The organism is Verrucosispora sp. TAA-831, from assembly GCF_050780145.1.
Lineage (GTDB): Bacteria > Actinomycetota > Actinomycetes > Mycobacteriales > Micromonosporaceae > Micromonospora.
Genome location: NZ_CP192240.1, coordinates 6,113,857 through 6,128,645, shown reverse-complemented (window position 1 = coordinate 6,128,645; position 14,789 = coordinate 6,113,857). Strand labels below are relative to the sequence as shown.

General features: G+C 72.7%; 16 protein-coding genes. 7 read left to right on the top strand and 9 right to left on the bottom strand.

What is annotated here, in order from left to right; all coding sequences use genetic code 11:
• Positions 1-78 precede the first annotated feature (78 nt).
• From ACQVFL_RS27290 to ACQVFL_RS27265, 6 genes are all read left to right on the top strand, one after another.
• Positions 79-393: a DUF2516 family protein gene (locus ACQVFL_RS27290; RefSeq protein WP_350693103.1), complete on the top strand. Its 315-nt coding sequence runs from the start codon at positions 79-81 to the stop codon at positions 391-393.
• Complete coding sequence (locus ACQVFL_RS27285) at positions 390-1,277, top strand: alpha/beta fold hydrolase (RefSeq protein WP_396690009.1); 888 nt, start codon at positions 390-392, stop codon at positions 1,275-1,277. Before ACQVFL_RS27290 ends, ACQVFL_RS27285 begins: the two co-directional genes overlap by 4 nt.
• Positions 1,278-1,288: 11 nt before the next feature.
• Positions 1,289-2,026, top strand: coding sequence for an alanyl-tRNA editing protein (locus ACQVFL_RS27280; protein ID WP_431727880.1), 738 nt, complete (start codon positions 1,289-1,291; stop codon positions 2,024-2,026).
• Positions 2,027-2,123: 97 nt separating this feature from the next.
• On the top strand, positions 2,124-2,342 hold the full coding sequence (locus tag ACQVFL_RS27275) for a hypothetical protein (RefSeq protein WP_396690013.1): 219 nt from the start codon (positions 2,124-2,126) through the stop codon (positions 2,340-2,342).
• Between the two features lie 153 nt (positions 2,343-2,495).
• A complete protein-coding gene (locus ACQVFL_RS27270; RefSeq protein ID WP_396690015.1) occupies positions 2,496-4,076 on the top strand; it encodes a DEAD/DEAH box helicase in 1,581 nt (526 codons plus the stop codon).
• A 144-nt stretch (positions 4,077-4,220) separates the two neighbouring features.
• Positions 4,221-5,135, top strand: coding sequence for an SDR family oxidoreductase (locus ACQVFL_RS27265; RefSeq protein ID WP_431727879.1), 915 nt, complete (start codon positions 4,221-4,223; stop codon positions 5,133-5,135).
• Between the two features lie 38 nt (positions 5,136-5,173).
• Here the strand turns inward: ACQVFL_RS27265 and ACQVFL_RS27260 are convergent, their stop codons facing one another.
• The 5 genes from ACQVFL_RS27260 to ACQVFL_RS27240 are packed head-to-tail and all read right to left on the bottom strand — an operon-like array spanning position 5,174 to position 9,780.
• Positions 5,174-6,208, bottom strand: coding sequence for a helix-turn-helix transcriptional regulator (locus tag ACQVFL_RS27260; protein ID WP_431727878.1), 1,035 nt, complete (start codon positions 6,206-6,208; stop codon positions 5,174-5,176).
• A gap of 3 nt (positions 6,209-6,211) precedes the next feature.
• On the bottom strand, positions 6,212-6,862 hold the full coding sequence (locus tag ACQVFL_RS27255) for a response regulator (protein WP_396690021.1): 651 nt from the start codon (positions 6,860-6,862) through the stop codon (positions 6,212-6,214).
• The gene (locus ACQVFL_RS27250) at positions 6,859-8,115 is read right to left on the bottom strand and encodes a sensor histidine kinase (protein WP_396690023.1); all 1,257 of its coding nucleotides are present in this window, start codon (positions 8,113-8,115) and stop codon (positions 6,859-6,861) included. Before ACQVFL_RS27250 ends, ACQVFL_RS27255 begins: the two co-directional genes overlap by 4 nt.
• A gap of 11 nt (positions 8,116-8,126) precedes the next feature.
• Complete coding sequence (locus tag ACQVFL_RS27245) at positions 8,127-8,861, bottom strand: ABC transporter permease (protein ID WP_431727877.1); 735 nt, start codon at positions 8,859-8,861, stop codon at positions 8,127-8,129.
• Positions 8,862-8,871: 10 nt separating this feature from the next.
• Complete coding sequence (locus ACQVFL_RS27240) at positions 8,872-9,780, bottom strand: ABC transporter ATP-binding protein (protein ID WP_396690028.1); 909 nt, start codon at positions 9,778-9,780, stop codon at positions 8,872-8,874.
• A 154-nt stretch (positions 9,781-9,934) separates the two neighbouring features.
• On the opposite strand from ACQVFL_RS27240, the gene ACQVFL_RS27235 reads away from it, so the two are divergent.
• A complete protein-coding gene (locus tag ACQVFL_RS27235) occupies positions 9,935-10,726 on the top strand; it encodes an EI24 domain-containing protein (protein WP_431727876.1) in 792 nt (263 codons plus the stop codon).
• Between the two features lie 131 nt (positions 10,727-10,857).
• On the opposite strand, the gene ACQVFL_RS27230 is transcribed toward ACQVFL_RS27235, so the two are convergent.
• The 4 genes from ACQVFL_RS27230 to ACQVFL_RS27215 all read right to left on the bottom strand — a co-directional run bounded on the left by ACQVFL_RS27230 (position 10,858) and on the right by ACQVFL_RS27215 (position 14,787).
• Positions 10,858-11,604, bottom strand: a complete 747-nt coding sequence (locus tag ACQVFL_RS27230) for an SAM-dependent methyltransferase (protein ID WP_431727875.1) — start codon at positions 11,602-11,604, stop codon at positions 10,858-10,860.
• 336 nt (positions 11,605-11,940) lie between these two features.
• Entirely contained in the window at positions 11,941-12,894 is a 954-nt protein-coding gene (locus ACQVFL_RS27225) for an endonuclease domain-containing protein (protein ID WP_431727874.1), read from the bottom strand.
• A 354-nt stretch (positions 12,895-13,248) separates the two neighbouring features.
• The gene (locus tag ACQVFL_RS27220) at positions 13,249-13,659 is read right to left on the bottom strand and encodes a RidA family protein (protein WP_396690036.1); all 411 of its coding nucleotides are present in this window, start codon (positions 13,657-13,659) and stop codon (positions 13,249-13,251) included.
• A 120-nt stretch (positions 13,660-13,779) separates the two neighbouring features.
• Positions 13,780-14,787 carry a LacI family DNA-binding transcriptional regulator gene (locus ACQVFL_RS27215; protein WP_431727873.1) on the bottom strand — a complete coding sequence of 336 codons (1,008 nt, stop codon included), beginning with the start codon at positions 14,785-14,787 and terminating at the stop codon, positions 13,780-13,782.
• Positions 14,788-14,789: the final 2 nt, after the last annotated feature.

Sequence of the window (14,789 nt, the reverse complement as noted above, 5' to 3'; positions counted from 1 at the left end):
GGCAGACACATCGACCACGGCGACCCCGGTCATCGTCCTGTCGGACGGGACCGGGGTCGCCAGCATAAGCTTGCCGTCATGGCCAACGCCGCGCCGATCTTCGTCTTCGACGTCCGCTACGTGATCGAACTGATCCTGTTCGTGTTCGCGCTGGTCGTGCAGGGGGTCGCACTCGTGCACGCCGTCACCCAGCGCTCCGACGCCTTCCCCGCCATCGGCACCCTGCCGAAGGGTGGGTGGATCGCGATCCTGGCGGTCACCACCCTGCTGACCCTGCTGACCCGCAGCACGCTGAGCATCTTCGGGCTGATCGGTGTCGCCGCCGCCCTCATCTACCTGCTCGACGTGCGCGTCGGCCTGCGTGAACTGGGCGACGGTAGAGGATCCTGGTGAGGGCCTTCCGCTGGCCACCTCCACCGGACGGCGGACCTCGCACCTGCGGGCCGGGGCCGGGCGCACCGCGCACCGGCCGCCCGCCGCTGCCCGACCCGGACACCGAGCTGGTCGACACCCCGCACGGCGTACGCCTGGAGCGGCTGGTCACCGGCGTCGGTGACCCGGTCACCGTGTTCGCGCACGGGTTCGGCAACGGCATCGCCACCACCCGCCCGTTCGGCAGTGGAGTCACCGGGCGCAAGGTCTTCTTCCAGTTCCGTGGCCACGGCCGCTCGGACGCGCCGGACGGTCCGTGGAGTTACCTCGACCTCGCCCGGGACCTGCGCGCCGTCGCCGATCTCAGCGGTGCCACCCGCGCCTTCGGGGTCAGCCTCGGCGCGGGCGCACTGTGTCGCCTGCTCGTGGAGAGCCCGGACCGCTTCGACCGGCTGGTCTTCTTCCTGCCCGCCGCACTGGACCGGCCCCGGGGACCGCTGGCCCACGCCCGGCTGACCGAGCTGCTCGCGGCGGTGGCGGACGGGGACGCCTCGGCGGTGGCCGAGGTGGTCTCGGTCGAGATGCCGCCGGCCGTACGCAACACTCCGGCCGGCTGGGCGTACCTGCGGCAGCGGCTCGATCACCTGCTCCGCGACGGACTCGCCGACGGACTGGCCGACCTGCCGGGGCAGGTGCCGCTGCCGGACGCCCGGGCGTTGGCGGCGGTGACCGCACCGGCCCTGGTGATCGCCGCCGAGGGCGACGACCTGCACCCGGTGGAGGTGGCCGAGGAGCTGGCCGCCGTGCTGCCGGGCGCCATCCTGCACCGGTACGAACGCCCCGGCGTGCTGTGGACGGAACGCGCCGATCTCCGCGCACGGATCTCCGAGTTCCTGAACGGGTAGCCTGCGCTGTCATGGGCGTCACACACCATGGCCGCACCCACCGCCTCGACCTGGCCGACCCGACCCTGCGCGAGTGGCAGTGCACCGTCCTGCACAGCGACCCCGAGCAGGGCATCGTGGTGGACCGTTCGGCCTTCTACCCGGGCGGTGGCGGCCAGCCGCCGGACCACGGCGTCCTGCTGTGGCAGGGGGTGCAGACCCGGATCGTGGGCACCCGCAAGGGCGACGATCTCTGGCTGATCCCCGCTGAGGGTGACCCGTTGCCGCCGGTCGGCGGCACGGTCACCGGCGCGGTGGAGGACGAGCGGCGCAGTCGGTTGATGCGTACCCACTCGGGGTTGCACGTGCTCTGCGGGGTGGTCTTCCGCGACTTCGGTGCGTTGGTCACCGGCGGCAACATGGAACCCGGCGAGGCCCGGATGGACTTCAACCTGCCCGAGGTGCCGCCGGACTTCAAGGCCCGCATCGAGGAGCTGGTCAACGCCGAGGTGGCGGCCGACCGTTCGGTGGCGACCCGGGTGCTGCCGCGTGCCGAGGCGTTGGCGTTGCCGGACATCATCCGCACCCAGTCGAACCTGATCCCGCCGGACGAGGCCGAGGTGCGCATCGTCGACATCGTCGGCTTGGACGTGCAGGCCGACGGGGGCACCCACGTCGCCTCGACGGCGCAGATCGGCCAGGTCCGAGTGGTGAAGGTCGAGAGCAAGGGCCGGGCCAACCGCCGGGTACGCATCCGCCTGTCCGACTAGCGCCTGCCGCCCGGCCTCGGCATCCTTTACCCGATCGACATGACAGATTACAAGATCATCTCATCTTCGGTGGCGATTTCTGCTGTACGGTCTGTGGGTGAGAACCGAGCGTCACTGGTGGAACGGCGACCGCACCGTGCGAGGCCGTCGCGACGTGTACATCCGCACCGACGGCGAGTCGTGGGAGGTCGAGGCCCGGGCCGGCGGCGGCGCCGGCGGGTCGAAGATCATCCCGTGTCCTGGTCTGCGGTCGGCGGAGATCCTGGCCGGAGCATGGATGGACGGCCAGCGCAAGTGGCAGGACGTCGCCACCTGAGCGGATCGTGCTCCCACACGTCGGCGGGCGGCAGGGGGTAGACTGACCTTGCGGCCCTGTCCTGGCGGGCCGGCTCGATGTTCCCAGGCCACGCGCCGCGACCGGTAAGCGGTCAGCGCCGGGCGGGATCTCTCTTCGACGTTCGGAGCATTCATGGCGGCACGCCGCCCACAGCAGCAGAACACCTCCTCGACCACTTCCACCTTCGCCGACCTCGGCGTGCCCGAGGCGCTCACCAGCGTCCTCGCCGCGGCCGGGGTGGACCGGCCGTTCCCGATCCAGGCGGCGACGCTGCCCGACGCGATCGCCGGACGCGACGTGCTCGGCCGTGGCCGCACCGGTTCGGGCAAGACGTACGCCTTCGTGCTTGCGGTGCTGACCCGCCTGGCGGCCACCCCCGCGCCCCGACGGGCCGGGCGTCCCCGGGCGCTGATCCTCGCGCCCACCCGTGAGCTGGCCTCCCAGATCGACGCCGTGATGGCACCGCTGGCGCAGGCACTGTCGCTGCGCACGATGACCGTTTTCGGCGGTGTCGCCGCCAACCCGCAGATCAAGGGCCTTCGTGCCGGGGTCGACGTGGTGGTGGCCTGTCCGGGCCGCCTCGCCGACCACGTCGACGCGGGGCACGCGCACCTGGACGCGGTCGAGATCACCGTGCTCGACGAGGCCGACCACATGGCCGACCTGGGCTTCCTGCCCACCGTACGGCGGTTGATGGACCAGACCCCGCGCGGCGGTCAGCGTCTGCTCTTCTCCGCCACCCTGGACGCCGGTGTCGACGTGCTCGTCCGCCGGTTCCTCACCGACCCGGTCACGCACAGTGTCGACTCGGCGCGGTCCCCGGTCACCGCGATGACGCACCACGTGTTGCACGTGCTCGCCGACGAGCGGTTCGCCGTGCTGGTCGACCTGGTCGCCACGCCGGGCCGCAGCGTGGTGTTCACCCGCACCAAGCGGGGGGCCAAGACGCTCACCCGTCGCCTGGTCGCCGCCGGGGTGAAGTCCGTGGAACTGCACGGCAACCTGGCCCAGGGGGCGCGGGCCCGCAACCTCCAGGCGTTCTCCGACGGCGAGGTGCAGACACTCGTCGCCACCGACATCGCCGCCCGGGGCATCCACATCGACGACGTGGCCCTGGTGGTGCACGCCGACCCGCCCGCCGAGCACAAGGCGTACCTGCACCGGTCGGGTCGTACCGCCCGGGCGGGGGCGGCCGGCACGGTCGTCACTCTGATGACCGACCAGCAGGCGTCCGAGGTGCGGGAACTGACCCGCAAGGCGGGCATCCGGGCGACCACCACCCGGCTGCGTCCAGGTGACGCGTTGCTGCGCGAGATCGCCCCGGGGGAGCGGACGCTGGTCGCCCAGCCGGTGGAGTCCGCCGAGCCGGTACGCGAGCCACGGTCGAACCGGGGCGGCCGTCGCGGTGGCACGTCGGCACCGGCCAAGAGCGGTGCGGCCCGATCCCAGACGGCACAGCCCGGCACCGGCCGGTCCCACGGCGGCCAGGCGGGTGCCGGGCGGTCACGTGGTGCGCAGAGCAGCCCGGGCCGCTCCCCGGAGACCCAGACCGGTGCGGGCCGGGCCCAGGGGACGCAGGCCGGTTCCGGTCGCTCCCAGGGCGGACGGTCGCAGTCGGCCCGAGCCGGTGCGGTCCCTGCCGGCGGGGCGCGCTCCGGAGCGGCGGCCTTCTCCGCCCGTGCCCGGCCCGGCGGACGCCGCCGGCAGGGCTGACGGCAGCACGGTGTCGACGGCGGCGGGACTGACGGCGGCGGGCTGACGCCGCCCCCGTGCGGTCCGGCTCGTCGTCGAGAGCCGGCGGGATGTCGTCGCCAAAGCTGACGTCGGTTGTCAGGTATTGCTGGCAACGTGACCGTCATGACGACATCGTTGACGGGGAAGGTGGCGCTGGTCGCCGGGGCCACCCGGGGCGCCGGCCGGCAGATCGCGGTGCAACTCGGCGCGGCCGGTGCCACCGTGTACGCCACCGGCCGCAGCAGCCGGGCGGCACGTTCCGAGCTGAACCGGCCGGAGACCATCGAGGAGACCGCCGAGCTGGTGACCGCCGCCGGAGGCGCCGGGATCGCGGTCCGGACCGACCATCTGGTGCCGGACGAGGTGCGGGCCCTGGTCGAGCGGATCGACGCCGAGCAGGGCCGCCTCGACGTGCTGGTGAACGACGTGTGGGGTGCCGACCCGCTGATCACCTGGGAGAAGCCGGTCTGGGAGCAGCCCCTCGACGCCGGTTTCCGGACGCTGCGGCTGGCGGTCGAGACCCACGTGATCACCAGCCACTTCGCGCTGCCGCTGCTGATCCGCCGTCCGGGTGGACTGGTCGTGGAGATCGGCGACGGCACGAAGGCGTACAACGACGAGAACTACCGGTTGTCGGTCTTCTACGACCTGGCCAAGACCTCGGTCAACCGGCTCGCCTTCATCTGGGCGCACGAGCTGAAGGAGCACGGCGGCACGGCCGTCGCGCTCAGCCCGGGATGGCTGCGGTCCGAGGCGATGCTGGAGCACTTCGGCGTCACCGAGGAGACCTGGCGCGACGGCGCCGCGACCGACCCGCACTTCCTCATCTCCGAGACGCCGGCCTTCGTCGGCCGGGCGGTCGCCGCACTCGCCACCGACTCCGACCGGCACCGCTGGAACGGCCGGTCCGTCTCCGCCGGGGAACTGTCCCGGGTGTACGGCTTCACCGACGTCGACGGCAGCCAGCCGGACGCCTTCCGCTACATCAGCGAGGTGGTCGACGCCGGTCGCCCCGCCGACGTCACCGGCTACCGCTGACCCCTCGCCCGCCGACCGGCGGTGCACCCGGTCGGCGGCTACGGTCGGCTGTCCCCGGCGGATCCGGGGCGGGAGTCCTCGCCGGTCGGCGGCGCAGGATCGGTGGCGTAGAGCGCGACCGTCCGGGCCGCCGCCTCGGCCAGCCGGGCGCGCAGCTCGGGCGGGTCGCAGACCTCCACCTCCGGCCCGAGCCCGAGCAGTTGGGCGTACGCCACGTCGACGGACTCGACGGGCAGCCGGATCGTCGACCAGCCCTGGTCGTCGGGTCCGTCGGCGGCGGCGACCGCCTCGTCGTACCCGAACGGGGCGTCGACCAGGTGCCGGAGCACGCGCAGGCCGACCGGGCTCAGCCGGAGCGTCACCTCGGCCCGCAGCATGCTCCGCAGGAACGACGCGGCCTGCCGCTGCCAGTGCGCCGCCAGGTCGAAGTCCGGTTCCCGGTCGAAGGTCTCCCCGTGTGGCTCGACGGCGGTGACCCGGTCCACCCGGTAGGTGCGGACGTCCTCGCCGACCCGGGCGACGAGATACCAGGTCCCGCTCTTGAGCACGAGACCGTACGGGCGGACCCGGCGGGTCACCTCGTGCTCCCCGCGCCGGTAGCGCAGCGTCACCACCCGGTCCCGCCATACCGCGCCCGCCAGCTCGGTCAGCCACTCCGGCGGGGCGGTCCGGTGGTGGTACCAGCCCGGCACGTCCAGGTGGAACCGCTGCCCGGTGCGGGCCGGGGCGTCGCGCAGACTCGGCGGCAGCGCGGCGAGCACCTTGAGTTCGGCGGCGGCCACCGCGTCGGCGAGTCCCATCTCCCCGGCCGGGCCGGGCAGCCCGGCCAGGAAGAGGGCCTCCGCCTCGTCCCGGGTCATCCCGGTCAACCGGGTCCGGTAGCCGCCGAGCAGCCGGTAACCGCCCGTCGGCCCCCGGTCGGCGTAGACCGGCACCCCGGCGGCGGAGAGCGCCACCACGTCCCGGTAGACGGTGCGTTCGGAGACCTCCAACTCGCGGGCCAGCTCCGCCGCCGTCATCACCTCCCGGGACTGCAACAACAGCAGCAACGAGATCAGTCGGGCGGCGCGCACCGGTCACCGCCCGCCGGGAGTGAGCAGGCCCCGGTCGTACGCGGTGGCCACCGCCGCCGCCCGGTCGTTGACGCCGAGCTTGGCGTAGACGTGCAGCAGGTGCGTCTTGACGGTGGCCTCGCTGATGAACAGGCGGGCCGCGGCCTCGCGGTTCGACGAACCTCGGGCGACCAGCGTGAGCACTTCGAGTTCCCGCTGACTCAACGGCTCCTCGGCGGGCGTCCGCGGCGTCCGCAGCCGCCCCATCAACCGTCCGGCGACGCTGGGGGAGAGCACCGACTCGCCCCGGGCGGCGGCGCGTACCGCCCGGACCAACTCCTCGCGGGGCGCGTCCTTGAGCAGGTAGCCGGTGGCGCCCGCCTCGATCGCCGGCAACACGTCCGCGTCGGTGTCGTAGGTGGTCAGCACCAGCACCTTCGCCGGGCTGCCGGAGGCGGCCAGCCGCCCGATCGCGGTCACCCCGTCCATGCCCGGCATCCGCAGGTCCATCAGCACCACGTCCGGTCGCAACGCCTCGGCCAGTGCCAGCGCCTCAGCACCGTCGGCCGCCTCGCCGAGCACCTCGAACCCGGGGTCGCCGGTGAACATGCCGCGCAGCCCGTCCCGGACCACCGGATGGTCGTCGACGATGAGCAGGCGTACCGGGGCGGTCATGCGGCGGCTCCGGGCAGGGCGGGTACGGACGCCGAGACGGCGGTGCCGGTACCCGGTTCGGACTCGACGGCCAGCCGACCACCGACCCGGGTCACCCGCTGGCGCATCGCGGTCAGACCGTAGCCGCCGTCCCGGTCCGGTGCGACGCCACCGTCGACGTCGAACCCCGACCCGTCGTCGCGGACGTCCAACGTCACCACATCCGACATGTACGACAGAGTCAGTCCGACCCGGGACGCGGCGGCGTGCCGGGCCACGTTGGCCAGGGCCTCCTGGGCGGCCCGCAGCAGCGTCACCTCGATCTCCGGGTGCAGCGGTCGGGGCGTGCCGGTGGTGCTGACGCTGGCCGCCACCCCGTGCCGGGACGACCAGCGCCCGCCCAGTTCGGCGAGCGCGTCGGGCAGCCGGGCGGTCTCCAGCGGCTCCGGGCGCACGGCCCGGACCGAGCGGCGGGCCTCGGTGAGGCTCTCCCGCGCCAGGTCCAGCGCGTTGTCCACGTGCCGCCGCCAGTCGGCCGAACGGTCCCGGGACTGCTCGGCCGCCTCCAACTGGGTGATGATGCCGGTCAGCCCCTGGGCCAGGGTGTCGTGGATCTCCCGGGCCATCCGCTGGCGCTCGTCGCGCACACCGGCCTCCCGGGCCTGCGTGATGAGCTGTGCGTGCAACCCCTCGTTCTCCCGTACGGTCTCGGCGAGCCGTTCGTTGGCCGAGGTCAGCTCCGCCACCAGCCGCTTGCGCTTCTCACCCTCCCGGTCGGCGACGAAGGCGAACCAGCTCACGCCCCCGGCGACCACCAGGTTGAACAGCACCATCACCAGCCAGACCAGCCAGTGTGCGGAGACCGACGGCAGCCCGCCGCTCTGCGAGGTGCCGAGCAACACGGCGGTGACGACCACTCCGGCCATCGGCCACCGGCCCGGCAGGAAGAACGCGTAGACGAAGCCGATCCAGGCGAAGAAGCCGTACCACGGGCTGGCGATCACCAGCGTGGCGGCGAACCCCAGCAGCCCCACGTAGAAGAACGCCATCGGACCCCGCCGGTCGTGCCAGTCCGGATGCAGGGTGACGAACCAGGCGACCCAGCAGGCGGCGGCTGCGACGACGGGCAGGATGACCGTCAGCGGGAGACTGCGCGGGGTCGGCGCGAGAGCGGCCAACAGAGTGCCCACGGCCAGCCCGCCGAAGGGCAGCACCCGGTAGAGCCGCTCCTGCCAGATCTGTGGCCGGTCGCCGGTCTCGCCGCTGCTGGTCATCCGGCCCCCGTTCACTGCCAGCGGAACAGTCTCGCCGCGACGGTGCCGGCCGTCAGGGCGATCGCCGCCATTATCCCCAGGTGCAGCGGGTCCGGTGCGGTGCCGGTCCAGGCGTCCAACAGCGCCTGCACCCCGGGCGGGAGATACGCACCGAGGTCGGCCAGCACGTCGGGCAGCAGGAACCGGGGCAGGTAGACCCCGCCGAAGAACATCACCACCATGAACAGCGGTACCGACATCGCCTGCGCCGACCGGCCGGAGCCGGCCACCGCCGCGATCACCAGACCCAGCGCCAGCAACGCCGCCGTACCCAGGACCAGGGCGGCGGCGAACCCCCAGGGACGCTGCGGCAACGGCGAGCCGAACGCGAACCGGGCGACCAGGGCGAGCAGCACCGCGCTGGTCAGGATCCCGGTGAGCGCCAGGACGAGCTGGGCGACCAGCAGCGCCACCGGGCTCGCCGGAGTGGTCGCCAGCCGTCGCAGGATGCCGCGCTCGCGGTAGGTGGCCAGCACCGACGGGAGTACGTTCACCCCGACCATCGCCACCGAGGCGACCAGCAGCGACGGGGTGAAGTACGTGAGGAAGGACCGCCCACCGAAGTTCGGGTCCGGTACGCGGAACGACGGGACCAGCCCGAGCACCAGCAGGATCCCGGTGGGCAGCAGGATGGTGAGCAGCAGCGTCGGGAGGTCCCGCAGATAGAGCTTGGTCTCGGTCTTGAGGATCTGTCCGAAGGCGTGCATCGTCGTCCCTTCAGTCGGTGAGCCGGTGCCCGGTCAGCTCAACGAACGCGTCGTCGAGGCTCGCCTGCTCCACCCGCAGGTCGGCGGCGGTGATCCGGTGCCGGGCGAGTATCGAGGTGACCGCGTGCAGCAGCTCGCCGGTGCCGGTGACCACCACCTGCGTCCCGGTCCGCGTCACTGCGCTGACCTGCGGCAGGTCGGTGAGTAGTCGGTCGTCGAGCGGTGCCGAGGGCCGGAACCGCACCCGTCGTTCCGGTGCCACCGCCGCGACCAGCCCGGCGGGCGTGTCCAGCGCCGCCACCCGCCCCCGGTCGATCACCGCCACCCGGTCGCAGAGCCGTTCGGCCTCCGCCATGAAGTGGGTGACCAGCACGATCGTCACGCCCCGGTCGCGTACCCGCTCGATCAGGTCCCAGGTGTCCCGCCGGGCCTGCGGGTCCAGACCGGTCGTCAGCTCGTCCAGGATGGCGATCCGGGGCCTGCCGACCAGCGCCAACGCGATGGAGAGCCGCTGCTTCTGCCCGCCGGAGAGCTTCGCGTACGGCGTGTGCCGCTTCTCGCCGAGGCCGAGTTCGTCGATCAGCCGCGCCGGGTCGTCCGGCTCGCGGTAGAACGACGCGTACAGCTCCAGCGCCTCCGCGACCCGCAGCCGGTCCGGCAGTTGGCTCTCCTGGAGTTGCACCCCGACTTGCTGGCGTAGCCGGGCACCGTCCCGGCGGGGGTCGAGCCCGAGGACCGACACCCCGCCCCCGTCAGGGACACGCAGCCCGGCGACGCACTCCACCGTGGTGCTCTTGCCGGCACCGTTCGGCCCGAGCACGCCGAAGATCTCCCCGTCCGCCACGGTGAACGACACGTCCGCCACCGCCACCGTCTCGCCGTACCGCTTGTGCAGACTGGTCACCTCGATGACCGACATGCCGCCTCCCCGCCGCCGTGTTCGCGTACCCCTCAAGCGTCGCGGCGGCGGCCCGGCAGCGGATCGACCAACGGGCGACGCCCGGCGGCGGCCCCGGTTGATCCCGGCGATCCGTCAACCGGTGGATGTGGCGGCGGTGACTAGGCTCTGCGGCGTGAACGCATCCGCGATCCCCGGTGCCGCCGTGGGCAGCGCCCGCCGGTTCGTCGGCGGTGCCGCGCTGCTGCTGCGCGGGCTCGCCCTGTACGTCCGCAGCCCCGGCCTGATGCTGCTCGGCATCGTGCCCGCGCTGATCTCCGGGACGATCTTCCTCGCCGCGTACGCCGCCCTGGTGTACTTCGTCGGCGACCTGGCCCGCTTCGTGACCCCGTTCGCCGACGACTGGGCGACGACGGCCCGCAACGCGGTCCGGGTGATCGCCGGCCTGGCGATCCTCGGCCTCGGCGGCCTGCTCACGGTGCTCACCTTCACGGCGGTCACGCTGGTCATCGGTGACCCGTTCTACGAGAAGATCTCCGAGCGGGTGGAGCAGCGGTACGGCGGCACCCCGGACGCGGTCGACGTGCCGTTCTGGCCGTCGCTGCGGCGCAGCATCGCCGACTCGCTCCGCCTGGTGGCGCTGGCCGTCCTGGTGGGCGTCCCGCTGTTCGCGGCCGGGTTCATCCCGCTGCTCGGCCAGACCGTCGTCCCGGTGATCGGCGCGGCGGTCGGCGGCTGGCTGCTCGCCGTCGAGCTGGTGGGGGCACCCTTCTACCGCCGGGGCAAGGGCCTGCGGGACCGGCGGGCCGTGTTGAAGGCGGACCGACCCACCGCGCTCGGCTTCGGTGTGGCCGTCTTCGTCTGCTTCCTGATCCCGCTCGGTGCCGTCCTCCTGATGCCGGCGGCGGTGGCCGGTGCCGCCCTGCTGGCCCGCCGCACGCTCGGCCAACCCATCACCGAGGCGTGAGCATGGACGTCACGCTGGTCGAGGGGGACATCACCGCCGAGCGGGTCCACGCGACCGGCTGACGCCTTGTAGGGCGGGGCAGACGTGCCGCCCCGCCCCTTCTCAACGCCGTGCGGACGCTGCGGACCCGCTCAGCGGGCGATCAGTGCGAAGACGCCCCAGCCCAGGTATTCACGCTGGTAGCGCGTATAGCGGACAGGCTCGGTGGTGAGTTCCGCCCGTACCGTGTCGGCCAGTTCGTCGTCGGGGTTCGCGTCGAGCCAGCGGCGCAGGTTCAACCACTGTGCCGCCTGGTAGCGGTCCCAACTGTCCTGATCGGCCAGCAGCATCTCCACGACGTCGTACCCGAGGTCGCCGAACTGCTCGACCAACTCCGGCAGCAGCCGGAAGTCGTCCACTCTCTGCGCGAGACATGCTTCGGCGGTCTGCTGGTCCGGCACCTCCCGACGCCAGTACGGCTCGCCGACGAGCATCAGACCGCCGGGGCGGAGACTGCCGCTCAGGAGTTCGACGGTGCCGGACACGCCACCACCGATCCAGGTGGCGCCGACGCAGGCGACGAGATCGACCGGCTCGTCCGCCACGTAACCGGAGGCGTCGTCGTGCACGAAGGTGACCCGGTTGGCGACGCCGAGTTCCGCCGCGCGGGCGCGGGCCTGCTCGGTGAAGACCGTGCTGATGTCCACCCCGGTCCCGGTGACCTGATGGTCCCGGGCCCAGGTGCACAGCATCTCGCCCGAGCCGCTGGCCAGGTCGAGCACACGGGTGTCAGGGGCCAGACGCAGCGCCTGGCCCAGGGCGGCGAGCTTGCCGGGGGTGAACGGGTTGTGAATGCGGTGGTTACTCTCGCGAATGGTGAAGATGCGTGGCAGATCCACGGGAGATGCTCCTTTGCGGTGATGCGGTCATGGCGTGCGCGAAAGGCGGTCGACCGGAGCCGGTCGCCGCTGCTCGGACCGTCATCAATGCACCTCGCTCAGCACGTCCTCTTGAGTCCGGCCAGCGTAGGCACGCTGTCCCCGACACTTCCACCGATTTGCGCCGAGCTGCTCGCCTTCTCGACGATGAAGCGCCCGCCACGATCGGGCGGGCGCTTCGTCGTAGGTCTGGGTCAGGCTCGCTCGGCGAGCTGGGCGATGAACGTCCGCCACGCCGTCGGTCCGAAGGCCAGGGTGCGGCCGGTGGGGTCCTTGCAAATCTCCCCACCCCACCCGTCAGCCCTGCCAGCCGGCAGCCTCCAGGGCCGCGCGGAGCTGGGTTGCCACCTCGGCCGGGCGGTGTCGGACGTCGAAGGCGGTGAAGCGGAGGATACGGTCGCCCTCGATCCAGATCTTGTTCTGTCGGCGTAGGTCAGCGGCCCAGTGCCGGACGTCCATGTGGTGCCCGCCGTCGATCTCCACATGCAGCCGCCAGCGCGGCCAGTAGGCGTCCAGGTAACGCACCCGCCCGTCGGTGTCCCGACGCCGATGTTGTCCCTGCGGCGGTGGCAGCCCATGGCGACGGCACAGCCGGGTCAGGTCGATCTCGGAGAGCGCCTCCGCGCCGCCCGCGATGTCGTGCAGCGTCTCCCGGATCAGCGCGCCCCGGCGGGCCTGGGGCATCCGGTCCAGCACTGCCCCGATCTCCGCCGGGGTCGTCCGCCGCTGGTGGCAGCCGGCCGCGAGGATCTGTTGCGCCTCGTCGTCGGTACGCACCCACTGCGCCGCGTCGACCAGGGACCGTGCCATCGACGTACGGTCGGGGCGGCCCCGCTGGCGGTCGGTGTCGGGGAGATGGCGGGCCCGGCGTACCCGGACCGCAGGCAGGCCGAGTGGTAGCCGGCGCAGCAGGTCGGCGCGCTGGCGATCGTGCGGGATCAGCACGTCGACGGTGTCGTAGCGATAGGTGCCGCGCAGCCCGCCCGCCGTCGCCGCCGCCAGCCCGGCGAGGAGCGCGCCCTCCCCGGCCGCGAGCACCGCCACCCACTGTGCCTGTGCCCGGGAGTACGCCCCGTCGGGCGGCTCGGCCCGCAGGATGCCCCGGCACACCCGGCTCCATCGCCCGGAGGCCAACAGGTGGCGTACCCGTGACGGGCTCAGCGTGGCGGTGGCCTGCGCCGAGGTGATGATCGCCGCCTGCTCGAACAGCAACCACTGCAACGGGTCGGCGTCATCTCGGGGTATCCGCACGAATCGATTGAATCGGGAGGTGGGTAGATTTGTTGTCGCTGGAACGACAGTAAATCTACCCACCTTCGTGTCGCCGCCGCCTTCCCGTGACTGGCAAGCCGAGGTACGGCAAGCTGCGCCGCTCGCACCGATCGCGCCCCTGGCCGACGGCTGCGGCGTCGTCAAGATCACGGCTGGCGTCGTCGTCGGGAACGCGTCCGGTGCCGCTCGCGCGGAGCGCGGCTGGTGACGTCCTCAAGGGTGGCGGTCGGCAACGCTGTCACGGATGGCACCGCGGAGGCGGCGGACCGTAGCCCCGTCAGCCCGTCAGCCCGTCAGCCCGTCAGCCCGTCAGCCCGTCAGCCCGTCAGCCCGTCAGCCCGCCGGGACGGCGGCGACGGCCTCGACCTCGACGAGCTGGTCGGCGTAGCCGAGCACGGCCACGCCGAGCAGCGTGCTCGGTGCGTCGTGGTCGCCGAAGGCGTCGCGTACCACGTCCCACGTCGCGATCAGGTCGGCCTGCTCGGACGAGGCCACGTAGACGGTGCTCTTGACCACGTCGGTGAGCGTGGCGCCGGCGGCGCGCAGCGCGGTCTCCAGGTTGGCCATGACCTGTCGGGCCTGGGCCGCATAGTCACCGGGGGCGACCGTGTTCCCGTCGGCGTCCAGCGGGCAGGCGCCTGCGGTGTAGATCAGGCGGGTGGAGGGTTCCACGGTGGCCAGATAGGCGTACGGGGCGGCGGTGGTGAGGGCAGGCACGGGCAGCAATCGGATGGAGCTGGACATGCGCGGCAGGCTAACCAGTCCGGCGAGCCGGTCACCACCTGGTTTCCGTGTAAGGAAGGGACCCTTTCTCTACACGAGGCGTTAGTAAGGTGCCCTTCCTTACACCCGCACCCGCACCCCTCAGGCGGACTCGCGGACGATCAGCTCGGTGGGGAGGATCAGCGCCGGTTCGACGTCCTCCCCGGCGGCCAGACGCAGCAGCAGGCGGGTGCCCTGCCGACCCAGCTCGACTATCGGCTGGCGCACGGTGGTCAGCGGCGGATCGGTGTAGGCGGCGGTCTCGATGTCGTCGAAACCGATCACCGCCACGTCGTCCGGCACCCGCCGTCCGGTCTCGCGGAGCGTACGCATGGCGGCGTGCGCCATCAGGTCCGACGCGGCGAAGACGGCGTCCAGGTCGGGGTGGGCGGCGAGCAGTTCCCGCATGGCGGCCGCCCCGGATTCGCGGGTGAAGTCACCGACGGCCACCATCTCCGGCAGCCCGGCGGCGGCCACCGTCTCCCGGTAGCCGGTCAACCGCTCGATCCCGGCGACCATGTCCTGCGGACCGGCGATGGTGGCGATCCGGCGGCGGCCCCCATCGATCAGGTGCCGGACCGCGCGGGTCACCCCGGCCACCTGGTCGACGTCGACGTACGGGATGTCCGCCCCGTCGAGGGGACGGCCGCTGCACACCACCGGGATGCCGAGCGCGGCCAGCTTGGCGGGGAGCGGGTCGGCGCCGTGCAGCGAGGCGAACAGCACTCCGTCGACGTGCCGGCCGGTGGTGTACCGCTCCACCCGCTCGTGACCGGCCGGTGAGCCGGCCAGCATCAGCACGAGCTGTTTGTCGGCGGCCTCCAACTCCTGCGCGGCGCCCCGGATGATGCCCGGGAACACCTGGTCGTCGGAGAAGACCCGGGTGGCCTCCTCCGGCATGACCAGGGCGATCGAGTCGGTGCGTTGGGTGACGAGGGTGCGGGCGGCCAGGTTCGGCACGTACCCCAACTCGGCCACCGCCTGGCGGACCGCCTCCTGGATCGGCTCGGCGACCGTGGTCGAGCCGTTGACCACCCGGGAGACGGTGGCCCGGGACACCCCGGCCCGTCGCGCCACCGCTTCCAGAGTGGGCCGCTGCGCCCCCGTCATAG